18 protein-coding genes and 1 pseudogene are annotated in these 20,062 nt (G+C 62.5%); 4 read left to right on the forward strand and 15 right to left on the reverse strand.

The annotated features are described in order from the left end of the window. Positions 1-5: 5 nt before the first annotated feature. The 3 genes from alaS to recA form a co-directional block, all read right to left on the reverse strand. Positions 6-2,648 carry an alanine--tRNA ligase gene (alaS, locus tag B3H86_RS01020; protein WP_292050701.1) on the reverse strand — a complete coding sequence of 881 codons (2,643 nt, stop codon included), beginning with the start codon at positions 2,646-2,648 and terminating at the stop codon, positions 6-8. A gap of 145 nt (positions 2,649-2,793) precedes the next feature. Beyond that, the gene (gene rraA / locus B3H86_RS01025) at positions 2,794-3,276 is read right to left on the reverse strand and encodes a ribonuclease E activity regulator RraA (RefSeq protein ID WP_292050702.1); all 483 of its coding nucleotides are present in this window, start codon (positions 3,274-3,276) and stop codon (positions 2,794-2,796) included. A gap of 178 nt (positions 3,277-3,454) precedes the next feature. Then, a complete protein-coding gene (gene recA / locus B3H86_RS01030) occupies positions 3,455-4,534 on the reverse strand; it encodes a recombinase RecA (RefSeq protein WP_292050718.1) in 1,080 nt (359 codons plus the stop codon). A gap of 219 nt (positions 4,535-4,753) precedes the next feature. On the opposite strand from recA, the gene B3H86_RS01035 reads away from it, so the two are divergent. After that, positions 4,754-6,322: a bifunctional GNAT family N-acetyltransferase/carbon-nitrogen hydrolase family protein gene (locus B3H86_RS01035; protein ID WP_292050703.1), complete on the forward strand. Its 1,569-nt coding sequence runs from the start codon at positions 4,754-4,756 to the stop codon at positions 6,320-6,322. 11 nt (positions 6,323-6,333) lie between these two features. Here B3H86_RS01035 and B3H86_RS01040 read toward each other — a convergent pair whose 3' ends face one another. The 3 genes from B3H86_RS01040 to B3H86_RS01050 are packed head-to-tail and all read right to left on the reverse strand — an operon-like array spanning position 6,334 to position 10,012. Next, positions 6,334-7,353, reverse strand: coding sequence for an NAD-dependent epimerase/dehydratase family protein (locus B3H86_RS01040; protein ID WP_292050704.1), 1,020 nt, complete (start codon positions 7,351-7,353; stop codon positions 6,334-6,336). A gap of 42 nt (positions 7,354-7,395) precedes the next feature. Beyond that, entirely contained in the window at positions 7,396-8,076 is a 681-nt protein-coding gene (locus tag B3H86_RS01045) for a class I SAM-dependent methyltransferase (RefSeq protein ID WP_292050705.1), read from the reverse strand. Positions 8,077-8,110: 34 nt separating this feature from the next. Continuing rightward, positions 8,111-10,012, reverse strand: a complete 1,902-nt coding sequence (locus B3H86_RS01050; protein WP_292050706.1) for a M28 family peptidase — start codon at positions 10,010-10,012, stop codon at positions 8,111-8,113. A gap of 222 nt (positions 10,013-10,234) precedes the next feature. Between B3H86_RS01050 and B3H86_RS01055 the strand changes: the two genes are divergently transcribed. Beyond that, positions 10,235-11,620, forward strand: a complete 1,386-nt coding sequence (locus B3H86_RS01055) for a metallophosphoesterase (protein ID WP_292050707.1) — start codon at positions 10,235-10,237, stop codon at positions 11,618-11,620. Here the strand turns inward: B3H86_RS01055 and B3H86_RS01060 are convergent. From B3H86_RS01060 to chpT, 3 genes are all read right to left on the reverse strand, one after another. Continuing rightward, positions 11,617-12,438, reverse strand: a complete 822-nt coding sequence (locus tag B3H86_RS01060) for a CheR family methyltransferase (RefSeq protein WP_292050708.1) — start codon at positions 12,436-12,438, stop codon at positions 11,617-11,619. The genes B3H86_RS01055 and B3H86_RS01060 overlap by 4 nt on opposite strands. Next, entirely contained in the window at positions 12,435-12,821 is a 387-nt protein-coding gene (locus tag B3H86_RS01065; protein WP_292050719.1) for a response regulator, read from the reverse strand. The genes B3H86_RS01060 and B3H86_RS01065 overlap by 4 nt, the downstream gene beginning before the upstream one ends. Before the next feature lie 69 nt (positions 12,822-12,890). After that, positions 12,891-13,583, reverse strand: a complete 693-nt coding sequence (chpT, locus tag B3H86_RS01070) for a histidine phosphotransferase ChpT (RefSeq protein ID WP_292050709.1) — start codon at positions 13,581-13,583, stop codon at positions 12,891-12,893. Positions 13,584-13,697: 114 nt separating this feature from the next. On the opposite strand from chpT, the gene cysQ reads away from it, so the two are divergent. Next, on the forward strand, positions 13,698-14,540 hold the full coding sequence (gene cysQ, locus B3H86_RS01075) for a 3'(2'),5'-bisphosphate nucleotidase CysQ (RefSeq protein ID WP_292050711.1): 843 nt from the start codon (positions 13,698-13,700) through the stop codon (positions 14,538-14,540). Between the two features lie 29 nt (positions 14,541-14,569). Here cysQ and B3H86_RS01080 read toward each other — a convergent pair whose 3' ends face one another. The 5 genes from B3H86_RS01080 to map form a co-directional block, all read right to left on the reverse strand. Further along, positions 14,570-15,463 (reverse strand): oxidoreductase, encoded by an 894-nt coding sequence (locus B3H86_RS01080; protein WP_292050712.1) that lies wholly within the window; start codon positions 15,461-15,463, stop codon positions 14,570-14,572. 2 nt (positions 15,464-15,465) lie between these two features. Beyond that, entirely contained in the window at positions 15,466-15,708 is a 243-nt protein-coding gene (locus B3H86_RS01085) for a BolA/IbaG family iron-sulfur metabolism protein (RefSeq protein WP_292050713.1), read from the reverse strand. A gap of 58 nt (positions 15,709-15,766) precedes the next feature. Then, entirely contained in the window at positions 15,767-16,297 is a 531-nt protein-coding gene (locus B3H86_RS01090) for a GNAT family N-acetyltransferase (protein ID WP_292050714.1), read from the reverse strand. Continuing rightward, positions 16,294-17,028 carry a RadC family protein gene (gene radC, locus B3H86_RS01095; RefSeq protein WP_292050715.1) on the reverse strand — a complete coding sequence of 245 codons (735 nt, stop codon included), beginning with the start codon at positions 17,026-17,028 and terminating at the stop codon, positions 16,294-16,296. Before radC ends, B3H86_RS01090 begins: the two co-directional genes overlap by 4 nt. Before the next feature lie 126 nt (positions 17,029-17,154). Beyond that, the gene (gene map, locus B3H86_RS01100; protein WP_292050716.1) at positions 17,155-17,976 is read right to left on the reverse strand and encodes a type I methionyl aminopeptidase; all 822 of its coding nucleotides are present in this window, start codon (positions 17,974-17,976) and stop codon (positions 17,155-17,157) included. A gap of 418 nt (positions 17,977-18,394) precedes the next feature. Here map and B3H86_RS01105 point away from each other — a divergent pair, with 418 nt between their 5' ends. After that, complete coding sequence (locus tag B3H86_RS01105; protein ID WP_292050717.1) at positions 18,395-19,744, forward strand: OmpP1/FadL family transporter; 1,350 nt, start codon at positions 18,395-18,397, stop codon at positions 19,742-19,744. Positions 19,745-19,867: 123 nt separating this feature from the next. Here the strand turns inward: B3H86_RS01105 and B3H86_RS01110 are convergent. Next, positions 19,868-20,062, reverse strand: a pseudogene (locus B3H86_RS01110) (ATP-dependent helicase); the annotation flags it as partial.

Genomic DNA, 20,062 nt, shown 5'->3' on the forward strand with positions numbered 1-20,062 from the left:
GATCCCTAGATCTTGGCCTTGATGGCAGCCAGACCGTCTTCAGCCTTGGAGGCGTCCGGTGCGCCGCCTTGGGCGAAGTCCGGCTTGCCACCTGCGCCCTTGCCGCCCATGGCGATCACGGCGTCGCGGGCGAAGTCGGCGGCGTTGTACTTGCCGACCAGATCCGGCGTTAGGGTGACGGTGATAGCAGCCTTGCCATCGGTCACGCCGACCAGGGCGACGATGCCCGAGCCAATCTGCTTCTTGAAGTCTTCGGCCACGCCGCGCAGGCCCTTGCCGTCCACGCCGTCGAGAACGCGGGCGATGACCTTCACGCCGTTGATCTCTTCCGGAGCAGCCGAGGCACCGCCACCGCCGAGCGCCAGTTGCTTCTTCAGTTCGGCAACCTGTTTTTCGAGCGTCTTGACCGAGGCTTGCAGGTTTTCGACGCGCGGGGCGACGTCAGCCGGTTGGACCTTGAAGTTCTGAGCCAGCGAGCGGGTGATGTTGGCCTGTTCCAGAAGGTACTGACGGGCGGCTTCGCCGGTCAGGGCCTCGATGCGGCGCACGCCAGCGGCCACGCCGCCTTCGGAGATGATCTTGAACAGGGCGATGTCGCCGGTGCGGGCGACGTGTGTGCCGCCGCACAGTTCGACCGAATAGGCCTTGCCCGGCTCGCTCAGCGAGTTGCCGAGCGACAGCACGCGGACTTCCTCGCCGTACTTCTCGCCGAACAGGGCGATAGCGCCCGCTTCAATCGCCGCTTCCGGCGACATCAGCTGGGTGGTGGCCGGGACGTTCTGGCGGATGACCGCGTTCACCTCGTCCTCGATGCGGGCGATTTCCTCGTCCGTAACCGGGGCGTTGTGGCTGAAGTCGAAGCGCAGGCGCTCGTGGTCCACCATCTGTCCCTTCTGGGCGATGTGGGCACCCAAAACGTTCTTCAGCGCGGTGTGCAGCAGGTGCGCGCCTGAGTGGTTCGAACGGGTGGTCAGGCGCTCGTCGGCGTTGACGTGCAGCTCGGCCTTGGTGCCGATCTTCAGCTCGCCCGAGACGATTTCGATCTGGTGGGCATAGAGGTCGCCGCCAGCGTGCTTTTGCACGTCCAGAACGCGGCCTTCGCCACCATCCCACTTCACGGTGCCCTTGTCGCCGTTCTGGCCGCCGCCTTCACCATAGAAGGGGGTCTGGTCGAACAGGACTTCGACGGTTGCGCCTGCCGAAGCGGTCTCGACGCGCGCGCCTTCGGACACGATGGCGACCACGGTGCCTTCGCCGTCGGTGTTGTCGTAGCCGGTGAAGGTGGTGGCACCCAGTTGGTCACGGATGGCCAGCCATTCGCCCGCATTGGCGGTCTGGCCCGAGCCCTTCCAGTTGGCCTTGCCGCGCTGGCGCTGCTCGGCCATTTCCGCCTCGAAGCCTTCGTTGTCGACGGCCAGACCGCGACGACGGGCTTCGTCCTGCGTCAGGTCCAGCGGGAAGCCGTAGGTGTCGTACAGGGTGAAGGCGGTGTGGCCCGAGATGATGCCGCCTTCGGACAGGTCCTTGGTGGCTTCGTCCAGCAGGTGCATGCCGCGACCCAGCGTGGTGCGGAAACGGATTTCTTCCTGCTTCAGGGTGTCTTCGATGAAGGCCTGGGCGCGGCCCAGTTCCGGATAGGCTTCGCCCATCTCGGTGATCAGGGCCGGAACCAAACGGTACATCAGCGGGTCCTGCGCGCCCAGCAGGTGGGCGTGGCGCATGGCGCGGCGCATGATGCGGCGCAGCACATAGCCGCGGCCTTCGTTCGACGGGGTCACACCGTCGGCGATCAGGAAGGACGACGAGCGCAGGTGGTCGGCGATTACGCGGTGGCTGGCCTGCAGGTCGCCCTCGGCCTTGGTGTTGGTCGCGTCTTCCGAAGCGGCGATCAGGTTGCGGAACAGGTCGATCTCGTAGTTGGAGTGAACGCCCTGCAGGACAGCGGCGATACGCTCCAGACCCATACCGGTGTCGACCGACTTCTTGGGCAGTTCGCGAACGATCTCGTCGTTCTCCTTCTCGAACTGCATGAAGACGTTGTTCCAGATTTCGACGAAGCGGTCGCCGTCCTCTTCCGGCGAACCGGGAGGGCCGCCCCAGATGTGCTCGCCGTGGTCGTAGAAGATTTCGGTGCACGGACCGCACGGGCCGTTGTCGCCCATCGCCCAGAAGTTGTCGTTGGTCGGGATGCGGATGATCTTGTCGTCCGAGAAGCCCGTGACCTTCTTCCAGATGTTAAAGGCTTCGTCGTCGGTGTGGTAAACCGTGACCAGCAGCTTCTTCGGATCGAGGCCGAATTCCTTGGTCAGCAGGCCCCAAGCGCTTTCAATCGCGTGGTCCTTGAAATAGTCGCCGAACGAGAAGTTGCCCAGCATTTCAAAGAAGGTGTGGTGACGGGCGGTATAGCCGACGTTGTCCAGGTCGTTGTGCTTGCCGCCAGCGCGTACGCACTTCTGCGACGAGGTAGCACGCGGATACGGCGGCACGGCCGCGCCGGTGAAATAGTCCTTGAACGGCACCATGCCCGCGTTGACGAACAGCAGGGTCGGATCGTTCTGCGGCACCAGCGGCGCGGAGTGCACCTTCTCGTGGCCGTCGTTGCCGAAGTAATCGAGGAAGGTCGAACGTATCTGCTTGAGGCTGGTCATTTTATGATCGGACTATTCGGTGTGTCGGGTGGGCAGCGCCATCGGGTGACCGCGCTGCGAAAAAGGTCAGGGCGTCATATAGGTTTTTTGGGGCGAGTGCATCACCCCCCGAAGACCTTAGCCCCTTGGCGAATGGTGGGCGGGCCTAGACCAGACGTTCGGTCGAGATGATCACGCCATCGGCGTCGGCATAGATCCAGTCGTCGGGACGGAAGATGACATTGCCGAAGCTGGTCGGGATATCTTGCTCGCCGATGCCATCGCGGTCGGAGCGCAGCGGGCAGGTGCCGATGGCTTTGACGCCCACGTCCATGCCGTCGATCACGGCGCTGTCGCGGATGGCGGCGTTGACGATGATGCCCGCCCAGCCATTGTCGATGGCCAGTTTGGCGAGGTTGTCACCCACCAGCGCGCGTTTGAGCGAGCCGCCGCCGTTCACCACCAGAACCGCACCGCGACCCGGACCTTCGAGCGTCGAGCGGACAAGGGCGTTGTCGTCCAGCACGCTGAGGGTCCGCATCGGACCGTAGAAGGCCGTGATCTTGCCAAAGCTGCGGAAGGCCGTGGCGCAGACCTTCACCTTGTCGGGATGGGCGTCACACAGGTCGGCAGTGGCGAAATCGGTCATCGCGGGTCTCATGGTCGGGAAGGAGGAAACCGACCCTGCCGCTTATGGGGTGTCAGGAAAAGGGCCGGGGGGCCACGGTGGGCAAAAAAAGAGGCCCACCCGGTCGAACGGGTGGGCCTTCTCCACCCCGCCTCCGACGGGGTCGGTAGGCGGGTCGCCGGAGGAGGGCGGAGATGTTTTAGCCTTCGAGGTCCTGACCTTCGTCCGGTTCCGGAGTGCCCAGAAGCTCGTCGGCAATCTTGTTGGTGGAGGCGCGAACGGCCTTCTCGATGGCCTCGGCCATGTCGGGGTTGTTCTTGAGGAACTCCTTGGCGTTCTCGCGGCCCTGACCGATGCGGGTCGAGTCATAGGAGAACCACGAGCCGGACTTCTCGACGATGCCCGCCTTGACGCCCAGATCGATGATCTCGCCGATCTTGGAGATGCCTTCGCCGTACATGATGTCGAAGATGACCTCACGGAACGGCGGGGCGACCTTGTTCTTCACCACCTTCACGCGGGTGGTGTTGCCGACCACCTCGTCGCGGTTCTTGATCGCGCCGGTGCGGCGGATGTCGAGACGAACCGAGGCGTAGAACTTCAGGGCGTTACCGCCCGTGGTGGTTTCGGGCGAGCCGTACATCACGCCGATCTTGTGACGGATCTGGTTGATGAACAGCACGATGCATTTCGACTTGTTGATCGAGGCGGTCAGCTTGCGCAGGGCTTGCGACATCAGACGGGCCTGCAGGCCCGGCAGGCTGTCGCCCATTTCGCCTTCGATTTCGGCGCGCGGGGTCAGGGCGGCCACCGAGTCCACGACCACGATGTCCACCGCACCCGAGCGCACGAGGGTGTCGACGATTTCCAGAGCCTGTTCACCGGCGTCCGGCTGCGAGACCAGCAGGTCGTCGAGGTTCACGCCCAGCTTCTGGGCATAGACCGGATCAAGCGCGTGCTCGGCGTCCACGAAGGCGGCGACGCCACCCTTCTTCTGGACTTCGGCCACGGTATGCAGGGCCAGAGTGGTTTTACCCGAGGATTCCGGACCGAAAACTTCGATCACACGGCCCACCGGAAGGCCGCCGATGCCCAGAGCCATGTCGAGGCCGAGCGAGCCGGTCGAAACCGATTCAATCTCTGCGACCTGACCGGCCTTGCCCAGTTTCATGACCGAGCCCTTACCGAACGCACGGTCGATCTGGGCAATCGCGGCCTCTAGGGCGCGTTGTTTGTCGGAGTCTGCTTTAGCCACTAATTTCAATGCCGCCTGTGTCATTGGTTTGATCTCTCCCATGCCATGATTCATGGCACTTTTCCCGTAGGACGTTGGGAGAGACCCGCCAGGACCCGCTCCCTCGATGAACAGGATTAGTACACGGTTTGTTCTGGTTCACAAGATGTTCTCATTTGAAAATGCGAACAGGGTGAAAATATACGTCCGGATCTGACGTATGGCGGACGGGATACCTTTGCAGCTTCGGGGCGTTAAGGGGGTATGAACGCTGAAAATCTGCCTGCTTCCGATCCCGCAAAACCCGCCCTTCTGACGATCCGCAATGCGCGTATGGCCGATGTGAGCGCCATCAGCGCCTTGGTGGGGCGCGTCTACAAGGATGACATTCCCTATACGGCGGGCATGCTGCGCGGACAGATCGCCATCTATCCTGACGGCCAGCTGGTGGTGGAATACGAAGGCGAGATCGTCGGCTATGCCGCCAGCTTCCGCATCGACGATGCCTCGGCCATGCGCCCCCACACCTGGGAGGACATCACCGGCGGGGGCTATGCCTCGCGGCACGACCCCCACGGGGAGTGGCTGTACGGGATGGAGGTGTGTGTGGACCCCACCCGTCGCCGCCTGCGTATCGGCCAGCGTCTCTACGATGCCCGCCGAGAGCTGTGCGAGGTCCAGAACCTGAGGGGGATTGTCTTTGGCGGCCGCATGCCCGGCCTGTCGCGCAGGAAATCCACCTATCCCGATCCCAAATCCTATCTGGATGCGGTCACGGCGCGGAAGATGAACGATCCGGTTGTGGCCTTCCATCTGCGGTCGGGCTTCGAGCCGGTAGGGGTTCTGAGCGGCTATCTGCCGACCGACAAACAGTCGATGGGCCATGCCTCGCACATGGTCTGGCGCAATCCCTATTATGTGGAGAATACCGGCAAGGGCGCGGCATTCAATACCAAGGAGGCGGTGCGGGTCGCCACGGTCCAGCTCCAGATGCGCAAGGTCGAGAGCTTTGAGGAGTTCATGGCCAATATCGAATATTTCGTCGATGTGGTCGCGGACTATCGCGCCGACTTCGTGGTCTTCCCCGAACTGTTCACCCTCCAGCTTCTGTCATTGGAGCCCAAGAAACTGACGCCGGTGGAATCCATCGAGCATCTGACGCGATATACGCCGCGCTTTGTCGAGGCCATGCGCAAGCTGGCCGTCAGCTATAACGTCAACATCATCGGCGGCTCGCACCCGACCCGTACCGATGACGGCGACATCCAGAACGTGGCCTATGTCTTCCTGCGCGACGGCTCGGTCCACGAGCAGGAAAAACTGCATCCGACGCCGAACGAGCGGCACTGGTGGAACATCAAGGGCGGCGATCGCGTCCATGCCATCCCGACCGACTGCGGGCCGATCGGGGTGATGATCTGCTACGATTCCGAATTCCCCGAGATCGCCCGCCGCATGGTGGATGAAGGGGCGCGCATCCTGTTCGTGCCGTTCTGCACCGACAACCGTCAGGGCTATCTGCGGGTACGGTACTGCAATCAGGCGCGGGCCATCGAGAACCAGTGCTACGTCGTGCTGTCCGGCAATGTCGGCAATCTGCCCAATGTCGAGAATATGGACATCCAGTACGCCCAGTCCTGTATCCTGACACCGTGCGACTTCCCCTTCGCGCGCGATGGCATTGCCGCGGAGGCTTCGGAGAATGTGGAGACGGTGACGGTGGCCGATCTCGATCTGTCCGATCTGGCCTGGGCACGGGCGCAGGGCACGGTGAAGAACCTGCGTGACCGGCGCTTTGACCTGTACAAGACAGTCTGGGCCGACGGCGGCTGAGCCGGGGCCTGTCAGTTCTCGCGGTAGAAGTTGCAGTACCAGTCCACAAAGTGGCCCACGCCCTCTTCCACGCTGGTCGAGGGGGCGTAACCGAGCGCCGCCAGGGTGGCGGAAACATCGGCCTCGGTATCGGTCACGTCCCCGTCCTGCATGGGCATGAGGTTGAGCCTAGCCTTGCGGCCCAGCTTGCTTTCCAGCACTTCGATATAGCGCACCAGCGGCACCGGTCGGCCGGCGCCCAGATTGAGGATGCGCCACGGGGCCACGCCGCTGGTGGAGGGATCGGGGCGGCTGGCGTCCCAGTTCCGGTCAATCGTAGCCGGGCGATCCAATGCGGCGACAATGCCGGTGACGATGTCGTCCACATAGGTGAAGTCGCGGCTCATGCGTCCTTCGCCGTAAACGTCGATAGGATCGTTTTTCAGTATGGCGCGGGTGAATTTGAACAGGGCCATGTCCGGTCTGCCCCACGGCCCATAGACGGTGAAGAACCGCAGGCCCGTCATCGGAATGCCGAACAGATGGGCATAGGAATGCGCCATCGCCTCGTTGGCGATCTTGGTGGCGGCATAGAGGGTCAGCGGGTGGTTGGCCCCGTCGGACGGCGCGAACGGCAGCTTTCCATTGGCCCCATAGGCCGAACTGGTCGAGGCATAGACGAGGTGCCCGCAGCCGACAGCCCGCGCGCCCTCGATGATCGACAGGAAGCCGGTGACGTTGGAGGCGACATAGGTCTCCGGCGCTTCGAGGCTGTAGCGGACGCCGGCCTGTGCCCCCAGATGGACGATGCGCCCGGGGCGATGCCGGGCGAACAGGGCGGCTACGCCCTCGCGGTCCGACAGGTCCAGGGTGTGATGGATATAGTTCGGATGCCGTAGCAGAATATCCAGCCGTGCCTGCTTCAGGGCCGGATCATAATAGCTGTTCAGATTGTCGATGCCGACGACGCTCTCGCCCCGCGCCAGCAGGCGTTGGGTGGTGTGAAAGCCGATAAATCCGGCCGAGCCGGTGACAAGAACAGCATGCGACATGGGCCTAGCGATAATCCCGTCCGCGTCTGTATGCCAGCGGTTCTAGCCGCGCACCGCAATCAGCGACTTGGTCAGCGGGCCGATCTTTTCATCATGGTGGGTGGCGTCCGGATAGAGAAAGCGGAACTGGGTCTTGTCCAATAGGCGGGCGTGTTGGACATCGCGCATGGCCGCGCCGACATCGGGGGCTTTCTGCGAAAAGCCGTGCGGGCGGCGCATCAGGGCGCGGGCCCGCGACTGTTCGCTTTTCCAGTGGAAGAACAGGCTGGAAAAATGCGGTTCGACCGGAAACCAGAAATAGGGCGTCTGCACATAATAGCGCGGGGCCAGACGGCGGCATTGCGCAGCAAAGGCCTCCATCCGTACCCAGTCACCGACGTGTTCGATCACCGAGTTGGAATGGACCAGATCGAAGCTGTTGTCGGCATATTGCGGCAGGTCGGTCGCGTCTGCATCGATCACGCTGAACAGGGCACCGTCCCAAACATCATCCACCCCGCCGGGGTTCACCAAGGTGATGTGGACCTTGCAGGCCTTCAGCAGACCGAGATCGAACAGGTGCCAATAGCCGGCCTCGCCGCCAAGATCGATGATCCGGACGCCCCCCTTTTCGGCGGCGATCTTCTCGATCAGTTCGACGACACGGCGACTGCGGGCGCGGCGAAAACGCGACACCAGAGAGTTCGGGTCGCTGTTGTCCTGAAGGGCGTGTATCAGTTTCATTCCGACCGTTTGCCAGAACGATGCTACGACAAGCTTAAGCGTTGGCGCTTGGCACACCTTTATCGGTGGGTGGGGGCGTGTGGGGCTCGGCCAGACGGGCGGCACCGCTTAGGGCCAGCGCTGCGATGATGCAGACCGCAGACATGCCGATCAGCCAGTGATCACCCCGCGCAGGTACCAGAGGGCGAACAAACAGCAGCGTCAGAAAACCGATGACACCCAGCGCTCCGGGTACGGTTATGCCCAGTGCCAGGAAGACGAAATGGCCATACCCCATCAGCCATGCGCCGCCGATGATGGTCGCAATAGCTGGCGCGACCAGACCGCGAAGCTCGCTGAGCGAGGGAGACAGACAGGCCGACACCACCATCGCCAGAATGGCCAGCAACAGGGGCCATATGACAATCAGCGCGACCTGTGGTGCGACGGCTTGCAGGGCACAGCCCAGAATGAAGGCCAGCGCCGCCGTTCCGGTCCAGCCGCCCCAGATGGTGCGTGCCGATGCACCCGGCCAGAGCGAAAGCACGGCGGCGATGGCACCGGCTCCGATATAGACCCAGCCCATCTTTCCCACCACGGCGACCAGCAGGGTCACAATGGCCAAACCGTAACCCAGAACACGGCGGTGCGAGGCGCGCGCACCGGAAATCAGCAGAAATGCCAGGCCCAGTACAACCAGCGCCGTTGCCGCTTCCATCCACGGCAGGCGGCGCAGCAGGGTGTAGTAGAAGGAAACGCCATCCACATGCATCTGCAATGGCCCCGCCAACATGCGTACGCCCTGGGACAGCACCAGACTGGCGCTCAGGAACCAGACTCCGTCCAGCATGCCCTGCCACAGTTGTTTCGGATCAAGTCCGGTCACCGTTCGGGCGCGCCAGACACTAAAGGCCAACCCGGCCAACGACACGGCCAGCAACAGCCAGCCGACGAAGGGGGCGTGGCTGATGACGAGTCGTCCGAATACGTCGGCGTAAACCAGATCGGGACCCGAGCGGGGCAGGTCACCTGCGGGAACAAGGCGGGTGGCCAGTTCCAGAGTTTGCGAACCCATTTGCTGGACCGTGCCCACATCGAGGTTTTCGGGGGTCGAATATTCGGTGTGATAGTGATGGGCGCGCCCGAGGAAGGCGAGGTTCACGCCCTGCATCCCCATGTCGCGCGGGACGGTGAAGTCGGTGCCGTTCGGCATCCGCTCATACAGGTAAGAGCCAATCGAGGCGGTGGTAACGCCACCGTCGGCCTTCATGGCAATAGGGGCAAAGGCGCGGATGGTGGGGCCATCACCCTTGCCCGTCTCGAACATGTTGACGCGACCGCCGCCGCCACGGGCCTCCAGATTGATGATGAAGCCCACTGACCGGGCCAGAGGGTGGCCTTCAAAGAAGATGCGGGCACCTTCCAGACCGATCTCTTCGCCGTCGGTCAGAAGAACGATCAAGGTGCGCCCTTCGACATTGCGGGCCTGAAGTGCGCGGGCCGTCTCCAGAATGACCGCCACACCTGTGGAATCGTCACCGGCACCCGGCGAGGTGGCACTGGTGTCATAGTGCGCCATCAGCATGAGGGACGGTAGATCCGGCTGGCTGCCACGACGCACGGCGACCAGATTGGTGGCGATGGCACCGTTCGTCTCGGGCGATCCGCCCTCGCGCTTCAGCCGTTGCCCGCCCTTGAGGGAGATGTCCCCCGTCTGCTCGGTGACCTCGAAGTCCAGATCGGCCAGTCGCTTCGCCAGATAGGCGCGGACGCGGGCGTTTTCCGCCGATCCCAGTGGATGCGGCGCCTTGGATATCTCCCGGATGTCGATCATGGCGCGCTGGGCAGAGAACGTCGCTGGCGGGGCATCGACAGGTCGGGGAGAGGGCGTCTGCAGGCTCAGCACAGCCAAGGCGAACATCAGGGCCAACGACCCCAGCAGTATGGACAGACGCATCCGGACCCCTCCGTCAAATGACGGCCTATTGGTGGTCAGTCCTGCGGATATGGCAAGAGGGCTCTCGAAACGGGCTTGCGCACGTTTGCGGGAGGCGATTTTTCAGAGGGCGCAGGCCTGCCTCGGGCGGCACGGACTAAGATTTTTGCGTCCCGATCTGATATGGCGAATGCCTTGGAAGCAGAGCCTCCATTCTAGCGGTATCAGTCAGGACCCCATCGTATGTCCCAGTTCCAGCCTTCGCGCCGTCGCATGTTGCAGTGGGGGGGCGCTGTGCCCGCATTGGCGGCGTTGGGCGGGTGTGTGTCGTTGCCGGCGGCGACTGCGACGCTTGATGCGCCAAGGCTGCGTGTGCTGGCGATTTCGGACCTGCATTCCTCCTATGGCCGTATCGCGCAACTGTTGGCCGCCTTCCGCCGGGAGGTTGCGGACAACCCCGCTGGCCACCTGATCGTCGTGAACGGCGACATCTTCGAGCATGGCAATGTCGTTTCGGTGCGATCAGACGGCGTGATCGACTGGGCTTTCATGGCCGAGCTGCCCAAGATTGCACCGACGGTTTTCAATATCGGCAACCATGACAACGACCTTGTGACCGACCTTCATCCGGTCGTGGCGCGGATGCGCCAGCTGGGGCTGACGGTGGTCAGCAACCTGATCGACAAGCGCACAGGCCAGCCCTTCGCCCCTTCGACGGCAGACCTGGATATCGGCGCGCAGACATTGCGCATCGTTGGCATGGGCACGCCATCGATCAATGCCTATCCGCAGGCCAGCCGCGAGTTCCTTCAGATTCCGGAGCCGAAGGCCTGGGCGAGGGAAAACTTTCCCGCCATGCTCGCGGGCGATGGGCTGAAGCTGGTACTCAGCCACGTCGGGGTGGTGGACGAGCGCGAATACCTGCCGCTCGTACCGCAAGGGGCGCTGATGATCGGCGGGCATAACCACCTGCTCTTCACCCATCATGACGGTGCAACCGGCTATATGCATCCGGGGCGCTGGGGCGAGACCTATACGGTCGGCGAATACGGAAATGACGGCCGCGTGCGGACCTTTATCCGCGAAGTGCCGACCGATGCCCCTGTCGATGCCGCATTGGCCGCCCTGGTCCGTCAGACATTGGCCACCCATCTGACCGAAAGGGAGCGGGCCATTCTGGGGCGGAACCCTCTGCCCCTGTCTCTGGGCGACACAGCGCGCAAGGTCTGCGTCGGCTTTGCCGATGCCGCCGATGCCGACTGGGGCTTTATTGGCCACACCACACTGGGCACAGGGTTGAAGGGCGGCGATATCGACCAGTTCCACTTTGACGAAGTGGTGCGTTTTGACGGTCGGCTTCAGGTGGCGGAGGTGGACGCCGCGCGACTGCCCGCCATTCTCAAGGTCTGTAACCAGGACAGTCCGACGCCGATCGACGAGATGACCGGAGATTTCATCTATGCCGCACCGCGTAGTGCGGGCGGGCGTCAGGCGGGCAGGCTGCGGCTGGCCACCACCGACTGGTGCGCGCGCAACCAGAGGAAATATTTCGGCACGACCGATCTGGACTTCCGGGATGTTGCGACCGACGGCGTAAAGGCCGTCGCGCGTCAGGCACTGTTGGGTTAGGCGGCGAACTGGTCGCGGTTGGGGGCTTTGACATAGAGCCCCGCCCGGCCTGCAACAGGGCGGAACTGTTTGGTGTCGGTGCGCTCGTCAGTGCCCAGGAAAAGACAGCCATCGGGCAATAGCGGCTCATACAGCCGGTCCAGAACCTTCATCTGGGCGTCGGGGACCATGTCGCTGATGACATTGCGGCAGAAGATCAGGTCGAACGGACCCTTGGCCGTAAGATCGGGAGGCAGAGGGTCCAACAGATTGGCGCGATCGAAATGGATTATGCGACGCAGATCCGGCTTGGCTTGCCATTGGTCTTCGACAGGACCGAACCAGCGCAGCATGGCGTGGGCGGTCAGACCACGCTGAATTTCAAACCCCGAGTAGATGCCACGTCCGCCTTTCTCCAGCGCGCGGCGTGAAAGATCGGTGCTGAGGATATCGACGGCTATATCCTGCTCCAGAGCACTCATGGCGAGGCTGAACGCCTCTTGTCCCGAGGCACCGCCGGCAACCCAGATGCGGATCGGGCGTCCATTGCGGGCCTTGGCCAGGGCAGGCAGGATTTCGCGGGCATAGAGGTCGAACACATTGCGCTCGCGCCGGAACCAGGTCTCGGTGTTCAGAAGCGACTCGATGATCGACCATGCGAGAGAGCCGACCGGCCGTGCCCACAGATTGGCCAGAAGGGCCTCGACGTTGTGAAACCCCTCGCGGCGGGCGATCGGCCCCAGCCGATGCTCGGCCAACTGCATACGGTCCGACGTCAGGGCATATCCCGAACGGCTGACCATCAAGCTTTGCAGCCTGTCGAAATCCTCGGGCGTCATGCGGCGTGTCTACCCAGATCGCCCAGTTCGTCGATCTTGGACTGCAGTATTTCGCCGTCGAACGGCTTCATCACATAGTCGTCGGCACCGGCTGCCAGGGCCTCGGCAATGCGGCGGGGGTCATTTTCCATGCTGCAGAACAGCACCTTGGGCAAGACACCGCCGGTTTGGTGCTTGAGCTGTGACAGGAAATCCATGCCGTCCATAGTCGGCATCCGCCAGTCCAGCAGGATGAGGTCGGGCATGGCCCGCAAGCATTGCTCCAGGCCTTCGATGCCGTCTGCGGCTTCAGCCACCTCAAAGCCCAGTGCCTCGACGATACGTCGAGCCACTTTGCGAATGATCCGGCTGTCATCGACTATGAGACAAAGCGGTGTAGGCAGTGGACCAAACTCCAAAAAGTCCCGAAATGGAACCTTGGCAGTGAACTAATGGCCCAGCTTATGCCAAATTTATACCGTCATGGGTAGTCTGGCTAACAGGGATACACGTTGTTCCTCGACAGCGGTGTCCAATCGGCCACCCACTTCGGAAACCGTCAGCCACAGCCAATAGGGCTGGATCCACTGTCCGTGCAGTCCCTCGGTGAGAGCCTGTCCTCTCAGGCCCGTCAGGGCTTCGGGTTTGAGGCGGGCACGTCCGCCCTCGGCCTGACCGGCGATCAACAGCCAGCCGTTTTCCTCGCGACAGGTGATCACTGCCGTTCCCCCCATCGGCAGGGCACCGGCGGTCAGATAGGCGAGATTGAGTAGGGCGCGGGCATGGGCTTTGGGCAGGTTGCACGGGGCAATGCGCCATTCGATCTGGGCGCGACCGCCCTCGGTCAGGCCCAGCAGCAGGGCGTGCAGCTCGTCGCTGGCAAAGGTCTCGGCACTGGTGGACGCCCCAAAGGCGACGCGCGAGAAATTGACCAGCGAGATCATCTTGCGGGCGCTCTGGCGGATCAGGCCCATCGCATCATCGCGCATGTCCTGCGCCGTGGGATCGTCCAGCAGATCCAGTCCCGACATGACGGCACCAGACGGGCTGATGAAGTCGTGGCACAGCTTGGCCGCGACCAGAGCCGTCAGTTCAGCCCCCTGTGGCAGGGCAGGCTGTGTGCCGTTGTCGGCAGCCGTGTGAGCGGCGTCGGTCAAAAAGGACATGGCGGTACCGATCCAGAAAGACGAGGATCAAAAACGTAGTTAATGAAGGTTAACTATAACTGACCTGATTTGGCGGTTCGTAAAACCGCCTGTTTGGAGTATCTGGACAAAACCATGTCCGAGCCGCTTTCCCCCTCTGAAACGCCTGCCCCAGCCCCCTTGTCCAGCGCGGTGGCGCAACGGCTTGCATCCGATCTGAAGTCGGGAAGACTGGCTGAAATCATTGCAGAAATTGCCGAAGAGGCCGCCGAGGTCATCCGGGGCTTCTGGCACGCAGGCGTCGTGGCCGAACAAAAGGCGGATGCCAGCCCCGTCACCGAAGCCGACCGAGCGGCGGAGCGTTTAATTCTTTCGCGTCTCGAAGCGGAATGGCCCGGTGTACAGACGATCGCCGAGGAGCAGGCCTGCGCCAAGGGGTTGCCGCAGGCGGGTGAGGGCTGGTTCTGGCTGATCGATCCGCTGGACGGTACGCGGGGCTTTGTGGCGGGCCGCGAAGCCTTCACCGTCAACATCGCGCTGGTGCGCGACAGGCTGGTCGTGGCCGGTGCGGTGGTGGCACCCGCGACCGGGATCAGCTGGCGCAGCGGTCCCGAGGCAGGTGGAGCCTTCCGCCGTCAGGGACAGGGCGCGTGGCAGCCCATCCATGTCAGAGAGCGCCCCGCTGAGCCGGTGGCTCTGGTCAGCCATAGCCTGAGCGACGAAGAGGCGGAGCGTCTGATCCGGCGTCATGGCTGCACGCGCTGGCAGGCGCTGGATTCGTCGCTGAAACTATGCCTGATCGCGGAAGGGCGCTTTGATGCCTATCCGCGGACCGGGCCGACATCCGAATGGGATATCGCAGCCGGTCATGGTGTGCTGCAGGCGGCGGGCGGGCGCGTCATCACCGATGACGGCCAGACCTTGAAGTACGCCAAGCCGGGCTTTGCCAACGGGGCCTTTGTCGCTCTAGGCGGCTAAGGCTGCCGTATGGCGCTGGTCGCGTGACCTCAGGCCGCGCGCGAGGCGATGACGCGTGCCATCTCCAGCTGGGCCGGCATGCTGACCGGCATGTCGCGTTCGCAGGCACGGGCCAGACGGCGCAGATTTTCCACGTCCGAAGCGCGTACCACGACCGAGCCCAGCGACGGGTCCAGAAGGGCGTGGGCCAGGCAGAGGTCCTCCGCTTCCCAGCCAGCCGTCGTGTGCAGGAAGGCGAACGGGCTTAGAGGTTCTTCGACTACGACCTTTTTGCGGCTCAAACCGAACAGCCCCTTGGTCGGTTCGGGCGGGGGCGGGGGCTTGGCCGGATTCAGCAGCTCTTCGGGATAGTATTCGGTGCCGAAAACGATCAACTGCTGTTCCTTGGCCGAGCGCATCCACGCCCGTTGCCGTTGATCCAGCTGGATGTGACATGGGGTGAACAGCAGGTCGAAACGGCCGCTGCTGATGTAGATGTCCATGACATCCGAATTGCCGCGGATACCAAGGCGCATGATGCGTTCGTCGGCACGAAGCGTCTTCAGGGTTTGCACAGGAAGCTCGCTTTCGGCGGGGTCATCCAGAACCACAGCGTCGAAGTAGTTGATGCCGGTCGCATTCAGAACCGCATCCATCACCGCGTTCACGCCATCGACCGAGAAGTCGCGGCGACCGTTCGGCAACGGGCCGAGCGTCAGGGTGATGTGCAGAAGGTCACGGTCGATGTCGCTCAGCGCATCACCGAAGGTACGGATCAGCGTGCCATCCAGACTGTCGATGTGAAAACTGTTCACGCCCTCTTCAAGGGCAGCATAGACAAGGGCACGGATATTCTCCGCACCCGTCGCCGCGACGCCGGCATCCAGCGTAAGGGTGATGCTGGATACTGCTGTTCCAGCGTCTCCAAGTGGGCGAAAACGCATGCTTAGGCGACCTCGGTCGGGGTTTTGGCGTCAAAACTGACAGAATGCACTACCGTCCCCAGCTTGCCTTTCAGGGCAGCATTGCAGGCACGGTAACGGTTCACGCGGCTCATGCCCTCAAAAGCGCTGGAGATGACGACGGCGACCCAATGGTCTTCGTCGCCTGCCGTGTCGTTCAGATCGACTACGGCATCCGGGAAGGCCTCGGTCAGGTGCGCACGCAGTTCTTCAGCGGACATAGGCATGAGGTTACTCGTTCAAAGCTGTACAGTAAAAAGCAATTAATGCGCCAGAGGCCAGATGTCAGCCTGTAACGGCACCCTTGGCGCGCATACGCTCATATAGGCGTACGGAACCGGCTTTATAATGTCCGTCGGCATAGAAGCGAAATCCGACCGCTTCGGCCAGTTTGATGGAGGCCGGATTTTCGGCTGAAATCATGCACACAGTACGGGAAAGATTGAGCTTTCTGTCAGCGTGTTCGAGGGCGCGCTCGACGGCTTCGCGGGCCAGCCCCTGTCCGTGCCAGTCTTCGCCTAACACCCAGCCGACCTCGGTATCGGTGAAAGCCGGTACCAGATCCCGTCGGTAATCGAACAGTCCCACACAGCCGACCATTGTGCCGTTGTGGAGCTTGAGGCTCCAATTGCCGTGACCCAAACTGGTCCAGTGTCCTATGTCGCGCAGAAGGCGCAACCACACCTCTTCTTCCGTCAGCGGGCGGCCGGTGATGTAACGCGTCACCCCTTCCTGCCGCCACAGTCGCACCAGGTCATCGAAGTCCTCGAGGACCACAGGCGACAGGGTCATGCGGGCGGTAGAAAGAACGGTCACATCAGCCCCAATTGCTTGAAGCTGGTTACACCGTGGCGACCGGCGATCAGATGGTCGTGGACCTGTATTTCCAGGGCCTTGGAGGCCTCGATCACCTGACGGGTCATGTCGATGTCGGCGCGACTGGGGGTAGGGTCGCCCGAGGGGTGGTTGTGGATGATGATCATGGCCTTGGCGCTGAGTTCGAGGGCGCGGCGCACCACTTCGCGGGGATATACAGGGGCGTGGTCCACCGTGCCCTTGTTCTGGATCTCGTCTCGGATCAACTGGTTCTTGTGGTCGAGATAGAGGACGCGGAACTGTTCGCGCGGCTCGTGCTGCAGGGTAATGCGCACATAGGACAGCAGTGCCGTCCATGAGGATATGACAGGACGTTTGGCGACCTCTTCCAGCGAGACACGCCGGGCGATTTCCTGAAGGGCGCACAGGTCCAGGGCCGTCTCCGGGCCAATGGCCTTGGTGCGGCCCTTGATGTCCACGGCACGGACCGTGCGCAGGTCTTCGATCGAGGCGGCCAAAACACCCGACAGCGATCCAAACCTGTCCAGCAGTGCCTTGGCTATGGGTTTCACATCGCCTTGCGGCTGGCTGCGGAAAAGGAACAGTTCCAGCAGCTCATAGTCCGGAAGCGAAGGCAGCCCTCCTTCGCGGGCACGGTTTCGAAGTCGGTCCCTGTGGCCGAGATGATGGGCCTTGGGCTTGGGTCTGTCGGTTTCTGGTGAATCAAGCATAGGCGTCCCCCGGCGCGGGACACTATCGGATATCGCAGGTCTGTATAGAGCTGCAGGCTAGGCGATCGGCAGCAAAAAGGCCGACCCCGTAAAGGGCCGGCCTCGATCCATGTCATTTGCAGCCGCTTAGAAGGTCGGGCGGAAAATGCCCTTAGGCGACAGGGTGAAGATTTCGATGCCGTCTTCGGTGACGCCGATGGTGTGCTCGCACTGCGAGGACAGCGACTTGTCACGGGTCACGGCGGTCCAGCCGTCCGACAGGACCTTCACGCCCGGCTTGCCCAGATTCACCATAGGCTCGACCGTGAAGAACATGCCCGGCTTCAGGACGGCACCCTCGCCGCGGCGGCCATAATGCAGCACGTTGGGGCTGTCGTGGAAGACGCGGCCGATGCCGTGGCCGCAGAAGTCACGCACCACGCTCATGCGCTGGGCCTCGACGAATTTCTGGATGGCATAGCCGATGTCGCCGAAGGTGTTGCCCGGCTTGATCTGGGCCAGACCCAGTTCCAGCGATTCATAGGTCACATCGATCAGCTTTTTGGAGCGGGTGGCGATTTCGCCGACCGGATACATACGGCTGGAATCACCGTGCCAGCCATCAACGATGACGGTGTGGTCGATGTTGACGATATCGCCTTCCTTCAGGACCTTGTCGCCCGGAATACCGTGGCAGACGACATGGTTGATCGAGGTGCAGATCGTCTTCTCATAGCCCTTGTAGCCGAGACAGGCGGGGATGCCGCCGTTGTCGAGCGTGAACTCGCGGACCAGATCGTCCAATTCGCCCGTGGTGACGCCCGGTTTGACGTGCTCGGTGATCATGTCCAGCGCCTCGGCGACCAGACGGCCAGCCTTGCGCATGCCCTCGAAATCTTCCGCGGTGTGGATGCGGATTTCGTGGCTGCGGACAAGGACGTCGGTTTCCAGTTCGGGCGTTTCGTACATGACTTAAAGAGCTTTCGTGGCGGAGGTTTTCCGCAAGGGAGCCGCCGCATGAAGCGGCGTATTGCGGGTCGTATGAACCTTGAGGCTTTAAATGGGAAGCCTAGCACAAAACCGCAATCCGTTCACGAAGCCTTACGCTAGGTCAATTTAGAAGCACTTATCTGCTTCATTTCTGACCATAATCGTCCAATAATCGTTTTTATATCGGCGTTACGTGCAATTAAATCCTTACCCAAGGTCAGTATGCGCGACAAAAGTGCGACATCTGCGCAACGCCGCTCGGGGATTCAGGAGAGCGCTGTCGTCTTATTGGGCAGTCACCCATGACACAGCCGTTGAGGCTGATAAGCGTTCGTTACTCCCCGAACAAAGGTCCATCGCATCGGTAATGGTGGACCCAGTAACTATAGGTGAAATCATGACTTCCAGGAACGTGGCCCGCATTGGCGGCTTGGCCGTTCTCATGGCCTCCGTGGCCGCTCCGGCCTTCGCTGGCTCCTTCTATCTCCAAGAACAATCGGCTCGCGGCGCTGGCCGTGCCTACTCGGGTGAAGCCGCCGACACCGGCGTTGCCTCGCTGTGGTGGAACCCGGCTGCGATCGCCCGTTCGGGCCGCGAAGCGACCTTCTCGCTGCACGCCATCCGTATCGATTCCGAAGCCCGTAACACCGGCTCGACCCTGACCCTGATCAACCCGGCCAACGGCCAGGTCGCAGGTCGCTTGCCCGTGGGCGGTCGTACCGTCGAGAACAATCCGGTCGAAAGCGGCGTGGTGCCGAACTTCGCCATCGCCACCCCGATCAACGACCGCCTGTCGATCGGTCTGGCTGTCTCGGCTCCTTACAACTTCACCACCAAGTACCGTGCCAACGAGTCGGTCGGCAATGTCCTGTCGGACGGTGGTTCGTTCGCCCGCTTCGACGCCAACACGTCGGAACTGCGCTCGGCTGACCTGGGTCTGGTCGTGGCCTATCAGGTCAACGACTGGCTCGACATCGGCGCCGGTGTCAGCGCCCAGTACGTCAAGGCCAAGCTGACCTCGAACATCCCGTCGCTGACCGGCAACCCGCTCTCGCCGCTGCTGGCAACCGACGGCTATTCGTCGCTGGAAGGTGACGGCATCGACTTCGGCTGGAACGTCGGCGCACAAGTCCACCACGGCAAGTGGGACCTGGGTTTGTCGTACCGTTCGGCCATCGAACACGATCTGGAAGGTGACATCGTCCAGTCGATGAAGGGCGCTCTGGCTCCGCGCAGCTTCGCGACCGGCGGCAATGCGACCTTCAGCACCCCTTGGTTCGTGACCGCTGCCGTGCGTTACGCCGCGACCGACAAGCTGACCCTGAACGCCCAGGTCAACCGCATCGGCTGGTCGGAATTTGACGCGATCAACGTCAACTTCACCGGCGGCGGTGACGTGATCCACCAGAACTACGAAGACGTCACCACCGGCGCCATCGGTCTGGACTACGCCTACAGCGACAAGACCACCTTCCGCGCCGGTATCGGCTATGACCCGACCCCGACCACGGACGCCCTGCGTACCGCCCGTATCCCGGATTCGGACCGCTGGCTGTACTCGGTCGGTATGTCGACCGAAGTGACCGACGGCGTCCAGTTCGATGCGGGCATCACCTATGTGGACATGGACAAGGCCGTCATGAACGACGACCGCACCCTGCTGCAAGGTGCCGTGATCTCGAACCTGCGCGGCGAGCTGGAAGGCTCGGCCCTGGCCTTCTCGCTGGGTACCCGCATCAAGTTCTAATCCGTCACGGATCTGAAAACGGAAACGGCGGCTCCTGACGGGGCCGCCGTTTTTGTTTGCGTCAGGCGGACATGAAAAAGGCCGCCACCCCGAGAGGTAGCAGCCTTTGATCATTTCAGGGATTTAGCCCTTGTTGGCGTAACCCTTGCCGCCGTTCGACGGGCGCTTGCGCGGGCGGCGCTTCATCTCGCTGACCGGCTTGGGTTCGCGCGGTGTGGTCACTTCTCCGGCCAACGGGTTGTAGGTCGAGGCCGGACGCGGGGCTTGCTCGCCGCCGCGACGCTCGCCCTTGCGGACGCGGTGCGGCTGACCACCGCC

This window comes from Brevundimonas sp. UBA5866 (genome assembly GCF_002432125.1).
GTDB lineage: Bacteria > Pseudomonadota > Alphaproteobacteria > Caulobacterales > Caulobacteraceae > Brevundimonas.

Bases quoted from the DNA above. Each gene is read 5' to 3' on its own strand.
- B3H86_RS01105 (WP_292050717.1), top strand. From the start codon at position 18,395: ATGACTTCCAGGAACGTGGCCCGCATTGGCGGCTTGGCCGTTCTCATG.
- rraA (WP_292050702.1), bottom strand. From the start codon at position 3,276: ATGACCGATTTCGCCACTGCCGACCTGTGTGACGCCCATCCCGACAAG.
- B3H86_RS01050 (WP_292050706.1), bottom strand. From the start codon at position 10,012: ATGCGTCTGTCCATACTGCTGGGGTCGTTGGCCCTGATGTTCGCCTTG.
- B3H86_RS01035 (WP_292050703.1), top strand. From the start codon at position 4,754: ATGAACGCTGAAAATCTGCCTGCTTCCGATCCCGCAAAACCCGCCCTT.
- radC (WP_292050715.1), bottom strand. From the start codon at position 17,028: ATGCTTGATTCACCAGAAACCGACAGACCCAAGCCCAAGGCCCATCAT.
- recA (WP_292050718.1), bottom strand. From the start codon at position 4,534: ATGACACAGGCGGCATTGAAATTAGTGGCTAAAGCAGACTCCGACAAA.
- map (WP_292050716.1), bottom strand. From the start codon at position 17,976: ATGTACGAAACGCCCGAACTGGAAACCGACGTCCTTGTCCGCAGCCAC.
- chpT (WP_292050709.1), bottom strand. From the start codon at position 13,583: ATGTCCTTTTTGACCGACGCCGCTCACACGGCTGCCGACAACGGCACA.
- B3H86_RS01080 (WP_292050712.1), bottom strand. From the start codon at position 15,463: ATGCGTTTTCGCCCACTTGGAGACGCTGGAACAGCAGTATCCAGCATC.
- alaS (WP_292050701.1), bottom strand. From the start codon at position 2,648: ATGACCAGCCTCAAGCAGATACGTTCGACCTTCCTCGATTACTTCGGC.
- B3H86_RS01060 (WP_292050708.1), bottom strand. From the start codon at position 12,438: ATGACGCCCGAGGATTTCGACAGGCTGCAAAGCTTGATGGTCAGCCGT.
- B3H86_RS01055 (WP_292050707.1), top strand. From the start codon at position 10,235: ATGTCCCAGTTCCAGCCTTCGCGCCGTCGCATGTTGCAGTGGGGGGGC.
- B3H86_RS01040 (WP_292050704.1), bottom strand. From the start codon at position 7,353: ATGTCGCATGCTGTTCTTGTCACCGGCTCGGCCGGATTTATCGGCTTT.
- B3H86_RS01085 (WP_292050713.1), bottom strand. From the start codon at position 15,708: ATGCCTATGTCCGCTGAAGAACTGCGTGCGCACCTGACCGAGGCCTTC.
- B3H86_RS01045 (WP_292050705.1), bottom strand. From the start codon at position 8,076: ATGAAACTGATACACGCCCTTCAGGACAACAGCGACCCGAACTCTCTG.
- cysQ (WP_292050711.1), top strand. From the start codon at position 13,698: ATGTCCGAGCCGCTTTCCCCCTCTGAAACGCCTGCCCCAGCCCCCTTG.